We start from the raw sequence: 20,857 nt of genomic DNA on the forward strand, positions 1-20,857 counted from the left end.
GGAATCGGTGTGAGATGGATCGTCATCGCATGTGGTGACAGGTACGGAGTGCCCGCACAGAAAAACCGGCGGCCCGCCCCGTGATGTGGGGAAAGCCGCCGGTCAGCGTGGATTTCATCACAGCAGATCAGTGCTGGTGATGGTGATCCTCATCGTCGTTCTTCTTCTCGGCCACCAGAGTTTCGGTGGTGAGTACCAGAGCGGCAATGGATGCTGCGTTCTGCAGAGCGGAACGCGTGACCTTGACCGGATCGATGATGCCGGCCGAGACCAAGTTCTCGTACTCGTCGGTCGCGGCGTTATAGCCGTGGCCCGGTTCCAGGTCCGCCACGCGGGAGGCCACGACGTAGCCGTCCTGCCCGGCGTTCTCGGCGATCCAGCGCAGGGGCTGAACCAGGGCGCGGCGCACGATACCGACGGCCGTGGCGGCGTCGCCCTCGAGACCGAGCTCGGCGCCGTCGAGGGCCTTGGACGCGTGCACCAGAGCGGAACCGCCACCGGCCACGATGCCCTCTTCGAGAGCGGCGCGGGTGGAGGAAACGGCATCCTCGATGCGGTGCTTGCGTTCCTTCTGCTCGACCTCGGTGGCGGCGCCCACCTTGATCACGGAAATGCCGCCGGCCAGGCGAGCGAGGCGTTCCTGGAGCTTTTCGCGATCCCACTCGGAATCGGTGCGTTCCACCTCGGCCTTGATCTCGGCCACGCGGTCCGCGACCTGCTCGGCCGAGCCGCCGCCGTCAACCACGGTGGTCTGGCCCTTGGTCACGGTCACGCGGCGCGCGGTACCGAGCTGGGACATGTCCACGCTGTCCAGCGAGATGCCCAACTCGGGGGTGATCACGGTGCCGTTGGTCAGCACGGCCAGGTCCTGCATGATCGCCTTGCGGCGGTCACCGAAACCGGGAGCCTTCAGCGCGACGACGTCCAGGGTGCCACGCAGCTTGTTGACCACAAGGGTGGACAGGGCCTCGCCCTCGACGTCCTCCGCGATGATGGTCAGCGGCTTCTTGGCCTGCAGTACCTTTTCCAGAACCGGCATCAGGTCCTGCACGGAAGAGATCTTGCCCTGGTAGAGCAGGATCAGGCTGTCTTCGAGGACGGCTTCCTGGCGCTCCTGGTCGGTGATGAACGACGGCGAGAGGTAGCCCTTGTCGAACTGCATACCTTCGGTGACGTCCAGCTCGACCTCGGTCGAGGAGCCGTCTTCGATGGTGATGACGCCGTCGGTCCCCACGGTCTCGAAAGCGCGAGCGATCAGCTCACCGATTTCCGGGGACTGAGCGGAGATCGCGGCCACGTGGGCCACGTCCTGACCTTCGACCGGGCGGGCGTTGTCCAGCAGACGCTGGGACACGGCCTCCACGGCTGTTTCGATTCCGCGCTTGATCTCGCTGGGGGCCGCACCGGCGGCCACGTTGCGCAGACCCTCCTTGACCAGGGCCTGCGCCAGCACGGTCGCGGTGGTGGTGCCGTCACCGGCAACATCGTTGGTCTTGGTGGCAACTTCCTTGGCGAGCTGAGCGCCGAGGTTCTCGTACGGGCCGTCCAGCTCTACTTCGCGAGCAATGGTGACGCCGTCGTTGGTGATTGTGGGGGCGCCCCACTTCTTGTCGAGAACGACATTGCGCCCGCGCGGGCCGAGGGTCACCTTGACGGTGTCGGCAAGCCGGTTGACACCGGCCTCAAGGGCTTTGCGAGCGGCGTCGTTGAACGCCAACTGCTTGGGCATGTGTGCTCCTTATCGGGCGAGAAAACTAAGGGTGAAAAACGCGGTACCCGTGCGCCACCCACTCACGAGTAGGCGCAGCGGGCACCGCGCAGAAAGGATTCTGAAGACTTACTTCTCGATGACTGCCAGCACGTCACGTGCCGGGAGCACGAGGTACTCTTCGCCGTTGTACTTGACCTCGGTTCCGCCGTACTTGGAGAAGATGACCAGGTCACCTTCCTTGACGTCCACGGGGATGCGGTTGCCCTTGTCGTCGACGCGGCCCGGACCCACAGCCAGGACGGTGCCCTCCTGGGGCTTCTCCTTGGCGGTATCGGGGATGACCAGACCGGAAGCAGTGGTCTGCTCGGCGGCCAGCGGCTGGACCACAATGCGGTCCTCGAGGGGCTTGATGGAGACCGACACGATCTCTCCCTTTCTTTAGGCGTATGAGACGGTGAGCGCCCACGGTGGTTCACGGGGTCCCGTGACCGCGGATGCGCTACGAGCCAGTTGGCGTGCCAACCGTCGTCGCGGTGCCGATTGAGCGCCTGGCCCTTAGCACCCTCACCCGGAGAGTGCCAATAGTCACTCTAGGGTTGGCCTGGCAGTCGGTCAAGGCGAGTGCCAGACGTTCACTCGCCGATGAAAACAATTAGGTAAGTAACACGTTCGCTATTAGCTTGCGCACACCCAATTCCTCCCGCTAGTTTGTCAGGTAAGGCAAACCTAAGACGATGCATTCACAGGTCAGGGTTCGACGGCGCCGTCGTACCTACCTGGCATTGCCGCCGGGTTTGCGCGGCCGCACGATCCCGCACCTTCCCTGAACACTTGAGGAACGACATGAACCGCATCAGCCCCAAGGCCATGGCACTGCTCACCGCAGGTGGCCTTCTCGCTCTCACCGGTTGCTCCACCGAAGCCGCTGGCGAGTCCTCCTCCGAGGAAAGCGCCTCGAACGAAACCGTGACCGTGGAGCACGTCCAGGGCACCACCGAGGTCCCCAAGAACCCTGAGACCGTGATCTCCATGGACCTGGGGGTCATCGACAGCTTCGAGGCCCTGGGCGAAGAGGTCGACGGCCTGCCCAAGCCCGCATCCTTGCCGGACGAATTCGAGAAGTACCAGGACGAGAAGTACGTCAACGCCGGCGGCATGAAGGAACCGGACATGGAGGCCATCTCGGCCGCCAACCCGGACCTGATCATCATTTCCGGCCGTACCGCGGACTTCTACGACCAGTTCTCGGAAATCGCCCCCACCGTGGACTTGACCATGGATCAGAAGGACCCGGTCGCCTCCTTCAAGAAGCAGTCGGAGACCATCGGTCAGATCCTGGGCAAGGAATCCGAGGTGGAGGAGAAACTCTCGGGCGTGGACCAGCAGATCGCCGACACCAAGGAAGCCGCCACTGATGCCGGTTCCGCCATGTTCCTGATGACCAATGCCGGTGAGATCAATGCCTACGGCCCCGGCTCGCGCTTCGGCAACATCATCTTCGACACCCTGGGCGTGAAGCCCGCCGGTGATGTGCAGTCAGAAGGCACCCACGGTGAGTCCCTGTCCTTCGAGGCAATCTCCGAAGCCAACCCGGACCGCCTGTTCGTGATCGACCGCGACGTGGCCGTGGGTCAGGGCGAATCCGGCCAGGCAGCTCAGCAGGTTCTGGACAACGACCTGGTCAACCAGACCACCGCCGCGAAGGAAGACCAGATCACCTACCTGGATCCCTCCGCGTGGTACATCGTGGGTCCCGGCCTGAACAACTTCCCCAAGATGATCACTGAAGTTCAGGACAGCTTGAAGTGAGCACCATCGCTCACGCACCTGAGAACACCGGCGGCGGTTCGGCTCCCGAACCTCAACCCGCTGTAAAACCCGGAGCAAGTAATCGCTCGGACCAGGCCGGAAGGCCCGGACCCTTCAGGCGACTGCTGCGCTCCAACGGTGCCCTGGTGATCGCCGCTCTCGCGGTGCTCGTCCTGGCAGTGATCTCAACGTTCGTGGGCGTCGCGGATGTCACGCCGGCCACCCTGATGCGTCAGGTGGCCGGCGGGGACACCGCCGGACTCCAAGAGTCCTTTCATCTCCTGGCCGTCTCCCGTTTTCCGCGCACCATCTCCGTGATCCTTGCCGGTATGGCCATGGCCGTGGCCGGTCTGATCATGCAGCAGATGGCGCGCAACAAATTCGTGGAACCCTCCACGGTCGGCACCGTGGAATCTGCCTCATTGGGCCTGCTGGCCGTCACCGTGCTGGTTCCGAGCGCACCACTGCTCGGCAAGATGGGCGTTGCGGCGGTCTTCGCCGTGGGCGGCACCGCTCTGTTCCTGGCCGTGCTGCAGAAGATCCCGCTGCGCAACGCGCTGCTCGTTCCCTTGGTCGGCATCATGCTGGGCAACGTGATCGCAGCGATCACCACGTTCTTCGCCTACCGCTTCAATCTGCTGCAGACGCTCAACACGTGGATGATCGGTGACTTCTCCGGCGTCATCAAGGGCCGCTACGAGTTGCTGTGGCTCGTAGCAGCACTCACCCTGATTGGTTACATCGCCGCTGATCGTTTCACCGTGGCCGGTATGGGCCAGGACGTCTCCACGACCCTGGGCGTGAACTACAAGCGCATTATGGCGCTGGGGATGACCATCGTGGCTCTCATTTCCGCCGTGGTGGTCGTGACCATCGGCTCCATCCCGTTCCTGGGCCTGGTGGTTCCCAACATCGTGTCTCTCATGATCGGTGACAACATGCGCCGGTCGGTTCCGTGGGTGGGTGTCTTCGGCGCGGGCTTCGTGCTCGTGTGCGACATCGTGGGTCGTGTGATCCGCTACCCGTTCGAGATTCCCGTGGGAACCGTGGTGGCCGTGGTGGGCGCTGCAATCTTCTTGGCCATGCTGTTGCGGAAGCGAGCTCGTTCCTGATGACCCCCAAATCCGCCGCTCTGCCGGTCCCCAACGCGATCCAGCAGAAGCGCAAACGCTTTGTCGTGCGCTCCGTGTCGCCGGCCATGGTCACCGCCCTCATCGGCGCGCTGGCCCTGGTGTGCATCGGCCTGTACTTGTTCCTGGGCCTGGATGCCAACGCCGCTTATGTGCTCCCCCGCCGCGCCAACCGTGTGTTCACCATGGTCCTGGTCGCCTTCTGCGTGGGTGTCTCCACCGTGCTGTTCCAGACGGTCACCTCCAATAGGATCCTGACGCCCTCCATCATGGGCTTCGACTCCCTGTTCATGCTGATCCAGACCGTGCTGATCTTCGTGATCGGCACCGTGGGCCGCACCCAGCTGGGGACCTATCCCCTGTTCATGCTGGAGCTCGGACTCATGGTGCTCTTCGCGGCCATCATGTACCGCTGGCTGTTCACGGGATCCGGGCTCTCACTGCACCTGGTGCTGCTGATCGGCATCGTGTTCGGCACGCTGTTCCGCGGTATTTCTTCGCTGCTGCAGCGCCTGTTGGACCCCAGCGAGTTCATGGTGCTGCAGGATTCCATGTTCGCCTCGTTCACCGGTGTGGACCTGGGTCTGCTGCGAATCTCCGTGGCCATCATTGCCGCCGCCACCATTCCGCTGATCGTGATGCGGCGCCGCTTCGACGTTCTGTCCCTGGGCCGTGACACCGCGATCAGCTTGGGGATCAACCACACCCGCACTGTGACCACCGTGTTGATCGTCTGCTCGATCTTCGTGGGCGTCTGCACCGCGCTGGTGGGTCCCATTACGTTCTTCGGACTGATCGTGGCCAACCTGGCCTATGCCCTGTGCCGCACCTTCCGCCACGCCTGGATCCTGCCGATTTCCGTGCTTCTCGGCATCGTGGCGCTCGTGGGCGGACAATTGATCCTGGAGCGCGTCTTCGCATTCGATACGGCGCTGTCCATTGTGATTGAGTTCTGCGGTGGGTTGTTGTTCTTGTTCCTGTTGTTGAGAGGGTCCATCAAGTGATTGAGCTGTCCGGTCTCACCAAGAAGTATGGCGAGACCACCGTGGTGGATCATGTCTCGGCACAGATCGAACCCGGTGGGGTGGTTTCGATCATCGGTGCCAACGGGGCAGGCAAATCCACCGCGCTGTCCATGGTTGCTCGCCTGGTCACTATGGACGACGGCTCCGTGTTCGTGGACGACCACGACGTGCTCAATACCCCCTCGGACCAGTTGGCCAAGAAGCTGTCCATTCTGCGCCAGGAGAACACCCTGACGGTTCGCCTCACGGTGCGCGACCTGGTGGGCTTCGGCAGATTCCCGCATTCGAAGGGTCGACTCCGGCCCGAGGACACCGAGCACATCGACCGCGCCCTGGACTACCTGAACCTCACCGAATTCGAAGACCGCTACGTGGACGAACTCTCCGGCGGTCAGCGGCAGCGCGTGTTCATTGCCATGGTGATTGCCCAGGACACGGACTACGTGCTCCTGGACGAGCCGCTCAACAACCTGGACATGAAGCACTCCGTGGAAATGATGAAGCTCCTGCGGCGCATGACCCACGAGCTCGGCAAGACCGTGATCCTGGTGATTCACGACATCAACTTCGCCTCGTGTTATTCGGATCGCATCCTGGCCATGAAGGAGGGCGCGCTCGTCTGTCAGGGCACCCCCGAAGAGATCATGCAGCCGGACATCCTGCGCGACATCTACGACATGGATATCCGCGTGGAGGTCATCAACGGCCACCACGTGGGCATGTACTACATGTGACCCGCGAGCGCGCTCGTGATGTGATGGAACCGTGAATTCCCCCGCCGATGCCGAGATGCACGCCCTCGCCCAGCTCCTCACGCCCCAGGGCCTGCACCTGGTGGATTCGATCGGAACCTACGATCCCGAGCGCTCGCTCAAGTTGTCCGAGTCGCTGCGCGCGGAAGGCTACTCCCCCGAGTTGGTTTCCGCGGCTCTCACGCAGGCCAAGCTGCGCACCCAGGCCAAGGCCAAATTCGGCGAGTTTGCTCAGCACATGGTCTTCACCCGCAACGGTCTGGAACAGGCCACGCGCTGGTCCGTGGCTGCGCTGCACGCCCGCCGATACGCCCAGGCGGACCTCACCCACGTGGCCGATCTCGGGTGCGGAATCGGTGCGGATTCCCTGGCCCTGGCCGCCCTCGAACGCACCGTGACCGCCGTCGAGAAGGACGAGCTGACCGCCGCCGTGGCCACGGTCAACCTCACCGGGTGGCCCAACGCGAACGTGGTGTGCGGCGACGTCGAAACCCTTGATTTTTCGGACCTCGAGAATGGCGCGCCCGACGGCGTCTGGCTGGATCCCGCGCGTCGGGTCACCGGTTCGGGGCGCACCCAGCGCGTTTTCGACCCCGAGGCGTTTTCGCCTCCCCTCTCCTTCGTGTCGGGGCTGGCCGATCAGGGTTTGGCCGTGGGTGCCAAGCTGGGACCCGGAATTCCTCACGATCAGGTGCCGGCCGACGCAGAGGCACAGTGGGTTTCCGATCACGGCGACGTGGTCGAGGTGGTGCTGTGGTTCAACGCGGTGCGCCGCCCGGACGTGGCCCGTGCCGCGCTCGTGCTGGGCTCGCGCGCGGACGGTTCCGCGACCGCCGCGGAACTGACCTCCGAGACTTGGGATTCCCCCGCGCCCGAAGGGGGCCTGCTGGGCGAAGTGGGCGAGTTCCTCTACGAGCCCGACGGCGCCGTGATCCGCGCCGGATTGGTCACTGATCTGGCGCAGCAATTGGACGCGCACCTGATCCACCCGACCATCGCGTATCTGTCCGGGGACGAGCTGCATGACTCCCCGCTGGCCACGGCGTACCGCGTGCGCGACGTGCTGCCTCACAACGTGAAGACCCTCAAAAAGTGGGTGCGGGATCACAACGTGGGCACGCTGACCATCAAGAAGCGCGGCACGGACGTGACTCCGGAACAGCTCAGGAAACAGCTGGCCCCTCGCGGCACCGAAAAAGCCACTCTGGTGATGACACGTTTGCAAGAAATCGGGAAAGAACGTCGCGCGGCGCTGGTGGTTGACCCCGTACACTGAAGTACCCGCTAAGCAGTGCGAGATTCGGTGAAGAATTCCCGGCCTCGCTCATGCACTGCGGGACATCCCCGGTGCACCCATGAGAGGACCACTGCCGTGCACATTGATTTCGTCTCTTCCGAACGCTCATCGTTGGGCGTCGAGTGGGAGATCGCCCTGGTTGATCGTGAAACCGGGGAGCTCGAACCGCGCGGCCAGGAAGTCCTCGAAGCGGTCATCGCGTCCAATCCCGAAATGGGCGAGGACGGCGACCACCCTCGCGTCACCGGTGAGTTCCTGCAGAACACCGTGGAAATGGTCACGGGAGTGTGCCACGACGTAGCCGAGGCCACCGCGCAGTTGAAATTTACGTCGGACGAGATCCGCAAGGTCGCCGATCCCGAGGGGTTGGAGATCTTCGCCGCCGGAACCCATCCGTTCTCGGAGTGGCAGGACCAGGCCGCCGTGGACAAGGAGCGCTACTACAAAGTGGTGGACCGCGCGCAGTACTGGGGCCGCCAAATGGTGATTTACGGCCTGCACGTACACGTGGGCGTGGATCACAAGAACAAGGCCCTGCCGGTTCTCGAAGGGTTGCTGAACTACTACCCGCACTTGCTCGCGCTCTCCGCCAACTCGCCGTACTGGTGCGGCCACGACACCGGCTACGCGTCACACCGTTCCCAGGTGTTCCAGCAGCTGCCCACCGCGGGACTGCCGTTCCAGTTCAAGAGCTGGGACGAATACGAGTCCTACGTTCAGGACTTGCTGACCACCGGCGTGATCGAGGACGATTCCGAAAACCGCTGGGACATCCGACCCGTTCCTCGCTTCGGCACCGTGGAAATGCGCGTGTGCGACGGGCCCTCCACCCTGCACGACGTGAGCGCGCTGACCGCCCTGACCCAGTGCCTCGTGGAGTCCTTCTCCCGCACCCTCAACGACGGCGGAACCATTCACACCATGCCGCCGTGGCACCACCAGGAGAACAAGTGGCGCGCGGCCCGTTACGGTCTGGACGCCATCATCATTCAGAACGCACAGAGTGACGAGCGCCTGATCACCGAGGATCTCACCGAGCTCCTCAACAAGCTGGAGCCCATTGCCTCAGACCTCAGCTGTGGCGACGAGCTCGCGCGCGTGGAGGACATCATCCGCAATGGTGCCGGGTACCAGCGGCAGCAACGCGTGGCCAAGGAGCACAACGGCGACCTGCGCGCCGTGGTCCTGGACATCGTGGAGCGCAACCGCAACTCGGTGGGCTGAACCGCACCCGTCCGTAACGCACGGGCCGCACCGTCAGTCGCGCTCGGGACACACTGCCCAACGCGCCGTTCAGCCCGGTGCCGGGTAAGCGCTACGCCGCCCCCATCGACACCGTGGACACCGGAAGCCCCGGATCCGCGGTGAACACGATCCCGGTCGCGGCGCGACCCTCCGCCGCCAACCGCGCCCCGAGGGCGGCCACCATGGCCCCGTTGTCCGTGCACAGGCTCAGCGACGGAACGATCACCTCGATCCCCCGGGCATTGCAGCGCTCGGTCACCAACGCCCGCAACCGCGAGTTCGCGGCCACGCCGCCCCCCATGAGCAGCGTGTCGATCGAGTTCTCGGTGCACGCCAGAACGGTCTTGCGGGAAATCACGTCCACCACGGATTCCTGGAAGGACGCGGCAACGTCCGCGACCGGAACCGGCTGCCCGGAAGCTTCGTAGGTCTCCACCACTCGAGCCACCGCGGTCTTGAGTCCCGAGAAGGACATGTCGTAGCGGTGCGATCCGGGCTTCTCGGCCGATCCCATGTACTTTCCAGCGGTCAGTCCGCGCGGGAAGCGGAACGCGTTGGGGTCCCCGTCCTGGGCGGCCTTGTCGATGGCCGGTCCCCCGGGATAACCCAGCCCGAGCAACCGGGCGACCTTGTCGTAGGCTTCGCCGGCGGCGTCGTCGATTGTCGCGCCCAGCAAGCGGACGTCGCCGGTGATATCCGGGACGGAAAGAATTTCGGTGTGGCCACCGGAGACGAGCAGCGCGCCCAGGTTCGAGGGCAGCTCGTCGTTGTCGTCGAGCAAACCCACGCTCACGTGGGCGACCAGGTGATTGATGGCATAGAGCGGTTTTCCCGTGGCGACCGCGAGCGCCTTGGCCGCGGCCACGCCCACCATGAGCGCGCCGGCCAGGCCGGGTCCGGAGGTCACGGCAATGGCGTCGATCTCATCGAGCGTCACGCCGGCGTCGTCGAGGGCGGCCTGCAACGTGGGCACGAAGGCTTCCAGGTGCGCGCGCGAGGCAATCTCGGGGATCACGCCGCCGAAACGCACGTGTTCATCCATCGACGAGGACACCGTGTTGGTCAGCAGTTCGGTGCCGCGCACGAGGCCCACGCCCGTTTCGTCGCACGAGGATTCGATGCCCAGCACGAGCGGTTCAGCGGTTGCCATGAATGGTCCTTCCGTCCGCGCTGCGCTGCGGCGGCCCGGCCGGGACCAGCTCGCAGCGCATGATCAGCGCGTCATGACCGTCCCCGTAGTAGCCGGGGCGGGTGTGAATGTGTTCGTAGCCGAAGCGCCGGTACAGCTGCTGCGCCCGGTGGTTGTCCGAGCGCACCTCCAGCAGAATCTCCGTGCCGCGGGCGTGGCGTGCGGCCTCGTGCAGCGCACGCAACAGCGCGCTGCCCAGGCCCTTGCCTTCGTGCCCCGTGGCCACCGCGATGGTCTGCACGTCCGCGACCGGCGGGATGCACATCATGCCCGCGTAACCGACGATCTCCTGCTCTCGCGTGAGCGCCCAATACTGTCGAGTGGGGTGGGCCAGTTCCTCGTCGAACATGTGGCGCGGCCACGCGTCCTCGGGGAACAGCGCGGTCTCCAGCGCGTAGACCTCGTCCAGGTCCGCGGGTTGCATGGGTCGCAGGGCGTAGCCTTCCGGCAACGACGACGCCGCCGCACCGGCCGCTTCGTGTGCCGTCACCGCAGTGCCTTCTTGCGTTGCACGGGCACCTTGGCGTCCGACTCGCGCAGGTAGAGCGGGGACGTGTCCGTGCTCAGGCCCGTGCCCCGCTCCTGCAGCGCCCAGGCAGCGCGGGAGAGATCGGCGGCGGTTGGTTGCCAGTCGGTGGAGTCCGCCACGGTCTGCGGAAGTTGGTCGGCATACAGCCCGGCACCGGAGCCGTAGACCGGCAGCTTCGGGAGACCCTCGGGGGCGGTGACCTGTGGACCGTCCACGGACACCGCGAAACGGCCGTGGCCGTCCTCGTGGACCTCGTAACGGCCCCAGTACAGCTCCTTGCGGCGGGCATCGGTGGCGACCAGGAACTCGGTTCGCTCCGTGGTGCCCTGTGCCGCCCGATGGGCCAGTGCGTCCAGGGAGCACAGGCCGTACACGGGAAGATTCCACGCGAAACCAAACGTGCGGCCGCTCACCAATCCCGCGCGCAGACCCGTGAAGGGGCCGGGTCCGGTCCCCACCAGAATGGCCTTCAGCTGTGACGGTTCTACATCCGCCTGACCCAGCAGGTTGTAGATGGCCGGGGCCAGGGCCTCGGCATGGGAACGTGTGTCCTGGGTGGCGAACTCCGCGAGCACCTCCCCGTTACGGGTCAGCGCCGCGGACGCAATGGACGACGAATCCAGACTCAGCACAAGCACCTGAACAGTCTAAGCCCGGCGATCAGAGGTCCAGACGCTCGAACCAGCGGGGACCGTAGCCGCGCATGATGATGGTGCGCGGCTCATCCGTGTCTTCCTCGTCCTCATCCCATTCCTCGTTGAGGGCATCGAGAGCGCTCGCGAGGGACTGGGACTCCTCGGCCGCCGCGGAGCTCTCGCCCGGTCCCTGGGCACCAGCGCCGGACTGTTCCGTCTCGCCCGCGCTCTGGTTGATCTCGTAGTTCAGGGAAAAGGCCGCCGACGGCGCTCCCACCGCTCCCCGGGGTCGCACGATGTCGATGACCAGGCGCGATTCGTTCAGGTGCTCCACCTTGCCGGTACCCCACTCGACCACGGTCACGCTGGACTCCACCGTGTCTTCGAGGTCGATGTTGTCGATGTCCGCTGAGGTGTCCAAACGGTAGGCATCCACGTGCACGAGATCCGGTCCACCGGGGTTGGGACCCTCCGGCAGATTCGGGTGCTTGCGGGACAGCACGAACGTGGGCGAAATGATGCCCTCGCGCACACCCATTCCCGCTCCGAGCCCCTGTGTGAACGTCGTCTTGCCTGCGCCCAGTTCGCCGTTGAGCATGAGCAGGTCCCCGGCCGTCAGGTGCGTGGCTAGTTTCTGCGCGATCAGCTGGGTTTCTTCCGCGGAGGACGGATAGCGGGTCAGTGTCCAGTTCGGCTGGGTGTAGGACTCCCCGGAGGAATCACGCGTGGGCCGCGGGTCCTGCGGCAGGCTGTGGGCAGCCAAGGCGCTGGCACTGCGAGACACCGTCACGTCCCCCAGAGTCAGATGGCTGTGGCTCGTGTACTCACGGGGCACGCGCGGGGACACCCGCGTGACGATCTCGTAGTTGATGCTTCCAGAAGCGTCCGCCCACTCGGTCGCTGACGGGTAGTCACCGGCGCCGAAGAGCACGGCCTCGTCCCCGATGTGCACCATGGGATCCACGGCTTCGTCCACCACGGGGGTTCCGGCGGGGAGGCCCTCGGGTGTCACGGTCTGGCCCTGCGCCAGGTCGATCACGCACTGGTCCATGGCAATGCGACCGACCACGGGGTAGACCCGGCCCCCGATGTAGACGGGAGCTCCGGTCGCAACGCGCGGAACGCCGTCGGCATAGCCCAGCGGGATGAGCGCGAGGTGCGTGGGGCCCTCGGTGCGGTAGGTGAGTCCGTACGACACACCGTGTCCGGCCGGAACAGCCTTGACGTTGGCCACGCGCGTGCGCAGGGTCATGGCGGGAATCAAACCGAAATCCTTGGGCGGGCGGTCTTCGAATGGACTCAGTCCGTAGATGCCCAAGCCGATGCGCACGGCGTCACGCAGGATGTAGTCGGGGTCCTCGAGCTGATCCGCGGACAACAGTGCGGGCGTGTTGGCGGCGTGGATCATGGCGGGTTTCAGGCCGGCCTTGCGCGCGATCCGCACCGCGTCCGTCAACGCGTTGAGCTGCTCCATGGTCTCGTCGCCGCGGGCTGGTTCATCGGCGACCGAAAGGTGCGTGAAAATGCCTTCCACGTGAACCAGGCCCTGATTTTGCGCGGCCATCACGCGTTCCACCAGGCCCGGCCATTGCCCGGCGGTGGAGCCATTGCGGCCCAGACCGGTGTCGATCTTGAGGTGCAGTGTGGCCGTCTTGCCGGTCTCACGGGCGGCGGTGAGCACGGCGTCGAGCTCCCAACCGCTGATCCCCAGGGACACGTTGTGTTCCAGTGCCTCAAAAAAGTCGGTGCTCGTGGTGTGCAGCCACGAGAGCACGGGTGCGGTGATCCCTGCGTAGCGCAACGCGAGTGCCTCACTCACGTGCGCGGTGCCCAACAGATCCGCTCCCGCTGAGAGCGCGGTGCGGGCCACCTCCGGGGCACCATGGCCGTAGGCGTCCGCCTTGACCACGGCGATCAATTTTCGTCCGCGCGCCAACTGCGTTAATCGGACCACGTTGTGCCACACGGCCGAGAGGTCGATGACCGCGCTGCGCTCGCTGGGTTCTTCGGACTGCCACGACGTTGTTACGCTCACGCCCTCCATTGTGCCTGTTCCGCGCGCCGCCGCGCGCCTGACCACCATTACTGCACTGTGCCGCGGCGCTTCCCGCTAGGCTGGTCTGGTGCCCCAACAGACCCCGCCGCGCGTGCTGCTCGTGAGCATGCATACCTCGCCCGTGGACCAGCCCGGCTCCGGCGACGCCGGCGGCATGAACGTGTACGTTCTGCACCTGGCCCGTTCGCTGTCCCAGCGCGGTTGGGACGTGGACATGGCCACTCTCGACCGGGATCCTTTGCATCCCGCGGGCATCACGGTGGCTCCTCTGTCCAATGGTCTCCGCTTGCTCTCGGTGGCGCTTCCCGGGGCGGCCAGTGCACCCAAGGAACAGCTCCCCGAGTTCGCGGTCGAGTTCGGCCGCGCGCTCGCCACTTTTTACGACGACGACGACGCTCCCCTCCTCGTCCACGCCCATTATTGGCTGTCCGGGGTGGCGGCCCGTGAAATCTGTGAGGCTCTCAAGATCCCCCAGATGCTCACGCTGCACACCTCTGCGGAGGTGAAGAACCTGCGCGCCGGGCCGGGCGAGAATCCGGAACCCGCGTCCCGCGAGCTTGCCGAACGGGAGCTCGTGGCCAGCTCCTGCACCCTGGTGGTCAACACACCCGCCGAGGCCGATCACATGGTGGAGCTCTACGGGGCCTCCCGGGACCGGATTCGTGTGATTCCTCCGGGGGTGGATCCGGAAATCTTCTACCCAAGAGCGCAGACCGCCTCCGCTGATGATTCCGGTGAGCCTTCCGTCACGTCGATCGCCTCGATTGCTCCGTCTTCTTCTGCCCGTGCGGCGGGGCGGCCGTTCACCGTGTTGTGCGCGGGTCGCATGCAGCCACTCAAGGGTCCGCAGATTCTGGTGGCCGCCATGGGACTGTTGCGCCACGAGCACCCCGACTGCGCGATCAGGCTGATCCTTGCGGGGGTGGGCTCCCCAGATTTTCTGGCGGCGTTGCATCGGTTGGTCGCCGAATACGACGTGGCGGACGTCATCGAGTTCCAAGGCTCCATGCCGTCATCCGAACTGGCCGAGTTGATGCGTTCCGTGGATGCGGTGGCCATGCCGTCCTCGTCCGAGACCTTCGGTCTGGTGGCTCTGGAGGCCCAGGCATGCGGAACGCCGGTTCTGGCCACCGACGTGGACGGGCTGCGCTACGCAGTGGAGGACCATCGCACCGGATGGTTGGTGCCCGGGCGCACCCCGGAACCGTGGGCGGAGGCGCTGTACCGAGCGGCGTCGAACCCTGAGCACTGGCGGGCCATGTCCCAGGCTGCGGCGGAGCGGGCGCGCGAACTCACATGGGACCATGTGGCCGCCCAACATGAGGTGGCTTACACACGCTGCGCGGCCGAGCCCGTTAACACCTAGACTCGAGAGTGTGACCACCGCGTATCTCAGCCGTGAATCGTTGGCCAGGTATCTGGATCGATCCCGGATCACCGGCGCCGTAGCGACCCCCCGTGAAGCCAACCTCCGTAACATCCAGGGTTTCCTGGATGGCGACCAGCACCAGCACATGGGCGTCAAACAGACCAAGGACTGGACCTACAAGTCCGTGTTCAAGCTCATGCGTGATCGCGTAGGCATCAATGAGGACCCCAAGTACACGGAGGGCCAGGACTCCATTTCCGCCAACCTGTGCATTGCCGCGCTCGACAAGTACGCGGATGTTTTCAGTGAGGCCGTCAAGGGCCGCAAACGCTTGTTGTTCGCCACGGCACACCCCGCCGGGCTCGCACCCGTCTACGCCCGGCTCGCCCGAGTTGCCCGCAAGTCCGGTGCCCGTGTGCTGCGGGTGGACGGTGCCATCCCGTTCGAGGACGGTGACGTGCGGCAGGTAGAGGATGTCGTGATGGTCGAGCAGTACGGCGGTCTGCGACACACACACTCCCCCGAGCCTATGAAACTGGTTCTGGAGCAGTTGGCCGCAGAGGGTCGCGAGCAGCCGGACCTTGTCGTTTCCGACCACGGCATGGCCGGTTACGCGGGTTCGCGGGCCAAACTACGCACCATCGCCATGGGCGACTGCAACGACCCCGGTATCTTCGTGGCCGAGGCCCAGGGTGACGTGGAGGTCACCGTTCCCCTGGACGACAACGTGGCCCCGCACCTCTACAATCCGCTGGTCGACTACATCATTTCCCGCGCCGGTTTGGCGGGGCAGGACCGGCGATAGATCTGCAACCTGAGATTCTGAGCATTCTGCTGGGGTAAGAGTGGCGCGGGGATGCTTCGGATCTCAGGTACCCACTGAATCGGCGGCGCCCGGTACCGAAATGCTTCGGTACCGGGCGCCGCCGTCGGTTGAAAGACGTGTTTAGCGCTCGATCTCGCCGCGGATGAACTTCTCGACGTTCTCGCGAGCGGTGTCGTCATCGAACTGCTCGGGCGGGGACTTCATGAAGTACGAGGACGCCGAGGTCAGCGGGCCGCCGATGCCGCGGTCCAGGCCGATCTTGGCCGCGCGGATGGCGTCGATGATCACGCCGGCGGAGTTCGGGGAGTCCCACACCTCGAGCTTGTACTCCAAGGAGATGGGTGCATTGCCGAAGCCGTGACCTTCGAGGCGCACGAACGCGAACTTGCGGTCGTCCAGCCAGCCCACGTAGTCCGAGGGGCCGATGTGAACGTCTTTCGCGCGCATCTCGTGCGGCACGTTGGAGGTCACGGCCTGGGTCTTGGAGATCTTCTTGGACTCCAAACGGGAGCGCTCCAACATGTTCTTGAAGTCCATGTTGCCGCCCACGTTGAGCTGGTAGGTGCGGTCCAGCACGTAGCCGCGGTCCTCGAGCAATTTGGCCAGCACGCGGTGGGTGATGGTGGCGCCCACCTGAGACTTGATGTCGTCGCCCACGATGGGAACACCGGCGTCGCGGAACTTCTGTGCCCACTCCTCGGTGCCCGCAATGAACACGGGCAGTGCGTTGACGAAGGCTACGCCGGCGTCGATGGCGGCCTGCGCGTAGTACCGGTCAGCGTCCTCGGAGCCCACGGGCAAGTAGGAGACGAGCACGTCCACCTTGGCGTCACGCAGCGCCTGAGCGACGTCCACCGGTTCTGCATCCGACTCGGTGATCATTTCGCGGTAGTACTCGCCCAGGCCATCCAGGGTGGGGCCGCGCTGCACGGTCACGCCCAGGTTGGGGACGTCCGCGATCTTCATGGTGTTGTTCTCGGATGCCAGGATCGCGTCGGAGAGGTCCCGGCCCACCTTGGCCGCGTCCACGTCGAAGGCCGCCACGAATTCGACATCACGCACGTGGTAAGCACCGAACTGCACGTGCATCAGGCCGGGGACGGCCTCGGAGGGGTCGGCGTCGCGGTAGAAGTGCACGCCCTGAATGAGCGATGTGGCACAGTTGCCCACACCTGCAATGGCCACGCGAATGGGGTGTTCGGACACGGTTCTCCTCGGGGAATCAAGTAGTCAGTGGTCATTGTGCAGACCCGCGCCGACACACGGATGGCTGACCACCGCAGTGCCGCGCCGCACAGAACCAACTCCACAGTCTAGTCAAGCAACGGAGCGGTTAACGTACCGTTGCGGACAGTCATGCCTGGGGCTTACCAGGACAGCGCAGCCTCCACGAGCAGCAGCACGGAGACGGCCAGGAAGACCACCCCGGCGATCAGTTCCACGCCCACGGAGTGGGCTTGGAACCTTGCGGCCAGTGCCGGCACGGATCCGAACCACGCAACGGCGCAGAACCACGCCAGCCCCACCACGAACAACAGCACGGCCACGAGCATTGATTCCCACCACAGCGCATTCGCCGGAACCACCGAGGCGAACAACGCGATGAAGAACACGATGGCCTTGGCATTGGAGAGATTCGTGATGATGCCCTGCACCACCGCTCTGAACCCGGTCAGGTTCTTGGTACCCAGGATCCCCCCGCCGTGCGCGCTGGGCGCGGGTTCGGGAATTTGCTCGGCGGCCTCCACGGTGGCCGGCGACGGCGCCGCCTCACTCGAGCCGGGTACGGCACCGCCCGTCGGGCTCGCGTGGGTAGTCTCCGAACGACGTCGTGAATTCGCCTTGGCCGCGAGCGCCGAGCGAATGGAGCCGTAGCCCATCCACGCGAGGAACAGTGCACCCGCGATCTGGATGGTCAGCTTGAGGACCTCGTTCTGGTTGATCACCACCGTGACGCCGGTGAGCGAGAGGGTGATCCAGATGATGTTGCCGATCATCACGCCTAGTGCCGTGAGCATGGCCTTGCCGCGCGATGACAGGAACGCGTTGCGGAGGATGACCAGAATGTCCGGGCCGGGCGAGACGATGCCCGCGATCCACAGGCCGAGCAGGGCCAGGTACTGTGTGGTGCTCATGCGTGCTTGGAGTCCGTTGCCGCGCCCCAGATGTTGATGTCGGCATCCGTGACCAGAGAGTCGATGCGTTCGAGTTCAGCGTCAGAGAAGTCCAGGTTCTGAATGGCCGCCGCGGAATCAGTGATCTGTTCCGGGGACGACGCCCCCACGAGCGCCGTGGTGACCTGACCTTCGGCCTGCGGGCGCAGAACCCATGCAATGGCCATCTGAGCCAGCGTCTGACCGCGGTCCTCGGCCATCGAGTTCAGTTCCTTGACCTGCACCAGGGTGTTGTCGGTCAACCATTCCGGGTTGAGGGACTTGCCCGCAGCCGCGCGAGATTCTTCCGGGACACCGCCCAGATATTTATTGGTGAGCATGCCCTGGGCCAACGGGGAGAAGCTGATGGACCCCATGCCTGCCTCGGTGAGGGCGGCGAGCAGGTTCTTGCCATCCGCGTGCTCGTTGGGCTGTTCGATCCAGCGGTTGAGCATGGAGTACGAGGGCTGGTGGATGAGCAGCGGGGTGCCCAGCTCCTTCATGATCTTCTGCGCCGCCAGCGTGAGGTCCGCGCTGTAGGACGAGATGCCCACGTAGGTGGCCCGACCAGAACGCACGATGTGGTCCAAGGCGCCCATGGTCTCTTCGAGCGGAGTGTCGGCGTCCGGGCGGTGGTGGTAGAAGATGTCCACCCGGTCCAGACCCATGCGTTCCAGGGACTGGTCGATGGAGTCCAGCAGGTACTTCCGCGAGCCGCCCACTCCCCCGTACGGGCCCGGCCACATCTGCCAGCCGGCCTTGGTGGAGATGATGAGTTCCTGGCGGTACCGGGCGAAGTCCTCGCGGAGGATGCGCCCGAAATTCAACTCGGCTGAACCCGCGGGTGGACCGTAATTATTGGCCAGATCGAAGTGCGTGATGCCCAGGTCGAACGCCTTACGCAGGGTGGCGCGCATGTTGGCCAGCGCGGTGTCATCGCCAAAGTTGTGCCACAGCCCCAGGGACAGCGCGGGCAACTTCAGCCCCGAATTCCCCACCCGCCGATACGGCATGGTGTCGTAGCGGTCCTCGGCCGCGGTCCAGACTGTGTCATCACCGAAAGTCAGCATGGGGACTAGTGTGCCACTGCTCGGGGTGGTGAACGGAATGCCCCAAGCGCTGTCAAAAACTAGACCATTGGTCTTGTTTATGAATGTGCTCTGTGTCTCAATGGAGATGTGACCAAATTCCACGCGGTACGCGATCACCTTTTGGACCGACTCGAGTCCATGTCCCCCGGTGAACCATTTCCGCCCGAGCGCGAACTCGCTGGGGAAATGAGCGTGTCACGAATGACTCTCAGGCGCGCCATCGACGAGCTGGTGGCCCAAGGGGTTGTGCGTCGTCGCCATGGTTCCGGAGTTTTCGCGCTCAGTCCGAAGCTCGATCAATCACTCGTCGCGAATTCATTCACCGAAGACATGAATGCTCGAGGACTTCGTCCAGGTTCACGCACCGTCGATTTCGAAATCGTCCCAGCAGGGACAAGGATTTCCCGGCGATTGGGCATCGCAGCATCGGCCGAAGTTTTCCACATCACCAGGCTTCGTCTGGCTGATGATGAACCCATTGCGCTTGAAGAACTCACAGTGCCTCGGACCCTGATCCCCGAGTTGACGACCCAAGACCTCGAGAACCACTCGTTCTACGCGCTGTTGAGTGACCGGTGCGGCATCTCGATGACTCGAAGCACCCAGACCATCGAACCCACTGTTCTCCAGGAGAACGAGGCTTCAAAACTTGAAGTAGCTCCGCAGTTACCGGCCCTTCTGTTCGAACGAGTGTCGTGGGGATCCGACGGCAATCCTGTGGAATTCGTCCGTTCCGTGTATCGAGGCGACCGGTACAAAATCCACACCGAACTGGCGATTCCCATGGCCAGAAAGGCTGCACGATCATGATCATCGCTGGCATCATGACCGGCACATCCGCTGATGGCCTGGACGTCGCTCTTGTCGACATGTCGGTTAGCATCACGGACAGTTCGACATTGGACATGCGATTACTTGCGTACCAAGAATTCGATTTCGACCCCGATCTCGCGAACGACATCCTCCTTCTCATTAGCGGGGCACCCGTACCAGTGTCTTTGGTCAGCAGCGTTGATGCGCGGTTAGGTCAGGCTTCTGCCGAAGCACTTCAGCAGCTCACGTATGACACGGGGGTTCGGTGCGAGTTGGCGGTGTTCCATGGGCAGACGATCCGCCACGACGTGATTGCTGGAAAGGTCATGTCCACGCTGCAAGTGGGGCAACCCGCCTGGATCGCTCAATGTTGCGGATTTCCTGTGCTCTCGGATGTCCGCGCAAGGGACGTGGCCGAGGGCGGACAAGGTGCGCCCCTAGTCAGCACGATGGATCAGTTGCTCTTGGCCGACCGAAACGTGCCCACCGCGATGCTTAATCTAGGTGGCATTGCCAACATCACTGTGGTCTCGCCTCACTCAGACACGATCGCCTATGACACTGGCCCTGCGAATGCGCTCCTAGACATCATGGCGAGAAGAATCTCCGGGAATTCACGTGGCTATGACTGGGACGGGAGTTACGCATTGCAAGGAAAGGTCATTCCCGCGTTGCTCAATCAGTTGTTGAGCGATCCGTACTATGCGCAGCCAGCTCCCAAGTCCACGGGAAAAGAACTCTTCAACGCCGCATACCTGGACCGGCATCTGGCTCAATACCGCGCGTCTTTCCCGCAGCAGATCTCGGTCACCGACATGGATGTCATTGCCACACTCACTAGCCTCACTGCACGCACAGTCGCGCAGGAATGCATCCGCCAAGGAGTGGTTGAGGTGATCGCATCGGGCGGAGGCACTCGTAACCCGGCCCTGATGACAGCACTGTCAATAGAGCTCCGCACAGCCAAAGGAACTGGCATCCCCGTGATGAGCACCGAGGAAACCTTTGGACTGCCGGAGGCGGCCAAAGAGTCTTGTCTCATGGCACTCCTCGGATGGTTGAGCTGGCACGGGTTGCCCGGCTCTCTGCCAAGCGCCACCGGGGCGGAAGAAACATCCATAGCGGGACGACTGTCCCCAGGAAGCGGACCACTCCGATTACCTAATCCGTTCAAGGATCCACCCAAACGACTGAACGTCTTGATCTAGCAGTTTTTAGTACTAAGGA

19 protein-coding genes are annotated in these 20,857 nt (G+C 64.2%); 10 read left to right on the forward strand and 9 right to left on the reverse strand.

Annotated elements, in window-relative coordinates; all coding sequences use genetic code 11:
* Nucleotides 1-127 precede the first annotated feature (127 nt).
* Together groL and groES are read right to left on the reverse strand one after the other, a co-directional pair.
* Complete coding sequence (gene groL, locus RF638_RS05490) at nucleotides 128-1,729, reverse strand: chaperonin GroEL (RefSeq protein ID WP_315278196.1); 1,602 nt, start codon at nucleotides 1,727-1,729, stop codon at nucleotides 128-130.
* Nucleotides 1,730-1,837: 108 nt separating this feature from the next.
* On the reverse strand, nucleotides 1,838-2,134 hold the full coding sequence (gene groES / locus RF638_RS05495; RefSeq protein WP_095798825.1) for a co-chaperone GroES: 297 nt from the start codon (nucleotides 2,132-2,134) through the stop codon (nucleotides 1,838-1,840).
* 420 nt (nucleotides 2,135-2,554) lie between these two features.
* On the opposite strand from groES, the gene RF638_RS05500 reads away from it, so the two are divergent.
* The 6 genes from RF638_RS05500 to RF638_RS05525 all read left to right on the forward strand — a co-directional run bounded on the left by RF638_RS05500 (nucleotide 2,555) and on the right by RF638_RS05525 (nucleotide 8,948).
* Entirely contained in the window at nucleotides 2,555-3,520 is a 966-nt protein-coding gene (locus RF638_RS05500; protein WP_095798824.1) for a siderophore ABC transporter substrate-binding protein, read from the forward strand.
* A complete protein-coding gene (locus tag RF638_RS05505; protein ID WP_368630854.1) occupies nucleotides 3,517-4,632 on the forward strand; it encodes an ABC transporter permease in 1,116 nt (371 codons plus the stop codon). Before RF638_RS05500 ends, RF638_RS05505 begins: the two co-directional genes overlap by 4 nt.
* Nucleotides 4,632-5,654, forward strand: a complete 1,023-nt coding sequence (locus RF638_RS05510; RefSeq protein WP_095798823.1) for an iron chelate uptake ABC transporter family permease subunit — start codon at nucleotides 4,632-4,634, stop codon at nucleotides 5,652-5,654. Before RF638_RS05505 ends, RF638_RS05510 begins: the two co-directional genes overlap by 1 nt.
* Nucleotides 5,651-6,409, forward strand: coding sequence for an ABC transporter ATP-binding protein (locus RF638_RS05515; protein ID WP_095798822.1), 759 nt, complete (start codon nucleotides 5,651-5,653; stop codon nucleotides 6,407-6,409). The genes RF638_RS05510 and RF638_RS05515 overlap by 4 nt, the downstream gene beginning before the upstream one ends.
* 31 nt (nucleotides 6,410-6,440) lie before the next feature.
* Nucleotides 6,441-7,703, forward strand: a complete 1,263-nt coding sequence (locus RF638_RS05520) for a class I SAM-dependent methyltransferase (RefSeq protein WP_368629403.1) — start codon at nucleotides 6,441-6,443, stop codon at nucleotides 7,701-7,703.
* Nucleotides 7,704-7,799: 96 nt separating this feature from the next.
* The gene (locus tag RF638_RS05525; protein WP_368841567.1) at nucleotides 7,800-8,948 is read left to right on the forward strand and encodes a glutamate--cysteine ligase; all 1,149 of its coding nucleotides are present in this window, start codon (nucleotides 7,800-7,802) and stop codon (nucleotides 8,946-8,948) included.
* 91 nt (nucleotides 8,949-9,039) lie between these two features.
* Here the strand turns inward: RF638_RS05525 and tsaD are convergent, their stop codons facing one another.
* The 4 genes from tsaD to alr all read right to left on the reverse strand — a co-directional run bounded on the left by tsaD (nucleotide 9,040) and on the right by alr (nucleotide 13,357).
* Nucleotides 9,040-10,119: a tRNA (adenosine(37)-N6)-threonylcarbamoyltransferase complex transferase subunit TsaD gene (tsaD, locus tag RF638_RS05530; protein ID WP_129702138.1), complete on the reverse strand. Its 1,080-nt coding sequence runs from the start codon at nucleotides 10,117-10,119 to the stop codon at nucleotides 9,040-9,042.
* Entirely contained in the window at nucleotides 10,106-10,582 is a 477-nt protein-coding gene (gene rimI, locus RF638_RS05535; RefSeq protein WP_129702150.1) for a ribosomal protein S18-alanine N-acetyltransferase, read from the reverse strand. The genes tsaD and rimI overlap by 14 nt, the downstream gene beginning before the upstream one ends.
* A 62-nt stretch (nucleotides 10,583-10,644) precedes the next feature.
* Nucleotides 10,645-11,325 (reverse strand): tRNA (adenosine(37)-N6)-threonylcarbamoyltransferase complex dimerization subunit type 1 TsaB, encoded by a 681-nt coding sequence (tsaB, locus tag RF638_RS05540; RefSeq protein WP_368841568.1) that lies wholly within the window; start codon nucleotides 11,323-11,325, stop codon nucleotides 10,645-10,647.
* Between the two features lie 22 nt (nucleotides 11,326-11,347).
* On the reverse strand, nucleotides 11,348-13,357 hold the full coding sequence (gene alr / locus RF638_RS05545) for an alanine racemase (RefSeq protein WP_368841569.1): 2,010 nt from the start codon (nucleotides 13,355-13,357) through the stop codon (nucleotides 11,348-11,350).
* 88 nt (nucleotides 13,358-13,445) lie between these two features.
* On the opposite strand from alr, the gene RF638_RS05550 reads away from it, so the two are divergent.
* Both RF638_RS05550 and RF638_RS05555 read left to right on the forward strand, forming a co-directional pair.
* Entirely contained in the window at nucleotides 13,446-14,744 is a 1,299-nt protein-coding gene (locus RF638_RS05550; RefSeq protein ID WP_368841570.1) for a glycosyltransferase, read from the forward strand.
* 10 nt (nucleotides 14,745-14,754) lie between these two features.
* Nucleotides 14,755-15,552, forward strand: coding sequence for a phosphatase (locus tag RF638_RS05555; RefSeq protein WP_368841571.1), 798 nt, complete (start codon nucleotides 14,755-14,757; stop codon nucleotides 15,550-15,552).
* A 141-nt stretch (nucleotides 15,553-15,693) separates the two neighbouring features.
* On the opposite strand, the gene RF638_RS05560 is transcribed toward RF638_RS05555, so the two are convergent.
* The 3 genes from RF638_RS05560 to mgrA form a co-directional block, all read right to left on the reverse strand.
* Nucleotides 15,694-16,779 (reverse strand): inositol-3-phosphate synthase, encoded by a 1,086-nt coding sequence (locus RF638_RS05560; RefSeq protein ID WP_129702132.1) that lies wholly within the window; start codon nucleotides 16,777-16,779, stop codon nucleotides 15,694-15,696.
* Between the two features lie 161 nt (nucleotides 16,780-16,940).
* Nucleotides 16,941-17,708: a LysE family translocator gene (locus tag RF638_RS05565; protein ID WP_129702130.1), complete on the reverse strand. Its 768-nt coding sequence runs from the start codon at nucleotides 17,706-17,708 to the stop codon at nucleotides 16,941-16,943.
* Nucleotides 17,705-18,796: an L-glyceraldehyde 3-phosphate reductase gene (gene mgrA / locus RF638_RS05570; RefSeq protein ID WP_368841572.1), complete on the reverse strand. Its 1,092-nt coding sequence runs from the start codon at nucleotides 18,794-18,796 to the stop codon at nucleotides 17,705-17,707. The genes RF638_RS05565 and mgrA overlap by 4 nt, the downstream gene beginning before the upstream one ends.
* Before the next feature lie 108 nt (nucleotides 18,797-18,904).
* On the opposite strand from mgrA, the gene RF638_RS05575 reads away from it, so the two are divergent.
* Together RF638_RS05575 and RF638_RS05580 are read left to right on the forward strand one after the other, a co-directional pair.
* A complete protein-coding gene (locus RF638_RS05575) occupies nucleotides 18,905-19,627 on the forward strand; it encodes a GntR family transcriptional regulator (protein ID WP_259917287.1) in 723 nt (240 codons plus the stop codon).
* Nucleotides 19,624-20,838, forward strand: a complete 1,215-nt coding sequence (locus RF638_RS05580) for an anhydro-N-acetylmuramic acid kinase (RefSeq protein WP_095798812.1) — start codon at nucleotides 19,624-19,626, stop codon at nucleotides 20,836-20,838. Before RF638_RS05575 ends, RF638_RS05580 begins: the two co-directional genes overlap by 4 nt.
* Nucleotides 20,839-20,857: the final 19 nt, after the last annotated feature.

The organism is Kocuria sp. CPCC 205235, assembly GCF_040980905.1.
In the GTDB taxonomy this organism is placed as follows: domain Bacteria; phylum Actinomycetota; class Actinomycetes; order Actinomycetales; family Micrococcaceae; genus Kocuria; species Kocuria carniphila.

What these genes read in the sequence shown, in the direction of transcription:
- groL (WP_315278196.1), bottom strand. Translation starts at nt 1,729, where the DNA reads ATGCCCAAGCAGTTGGCGTTCAACGACGCCGCTCGCAAAGCCCTTGAG.
- RF638_RS05500 (WP_095798824.1), top strand. Translation starts at nt 2,555, where the DNA reads ATGAACCGCATCAGCCCCAAGGCCATGGCACTGCTCACCGCAGGTGGC.
- RF638_RS05510 (WP_095798823.1), top strand. Translation starts at nt 4,632, where the DNA reads ATGACCCCCAAATCCGCCGCTCTGCCGGTCCCCAACGCGATCCAGCAG.
- tsaD (WP_129702138.1), bottom strand. Translation starts at nt 10,119, where the DNA reads ATGGCAACCGCTGAACCGCTCGTGCTGGGCATCGAATCCTCGTGCGAC.
- rimI (WP_129702150.1), bottom strand. Translation starts at nt 10,582, where the DNA reads ATGCAACCCGCGGACCTGGACGAGGTCTACGCGCTGGAGACCGCGCTG.
- RF638_RS05565 (WP_129702130.1), bottom strand. Translation starts at nt 17,708, where the DNA reads ATGAGCACCACACAGTACCTGGCCCTGCTCGGCCTGTGGATCGCGGGC.
- mgrA (WP_368841572.1), bottom strand. Translation starts at nt 18,796, where the DNA reads ATGCTGACTTTCGGTGATGACACAGTCTGGACCGCGGCCGAGGACCGC.
- RF638_RS05580 (WP_095798812.1), top strand. Translation starts at nt 19,624, where the DNA reads ATGATCATCGCTGGCATCATGACCGGCACATCCGCTGATGGCCTGGAC.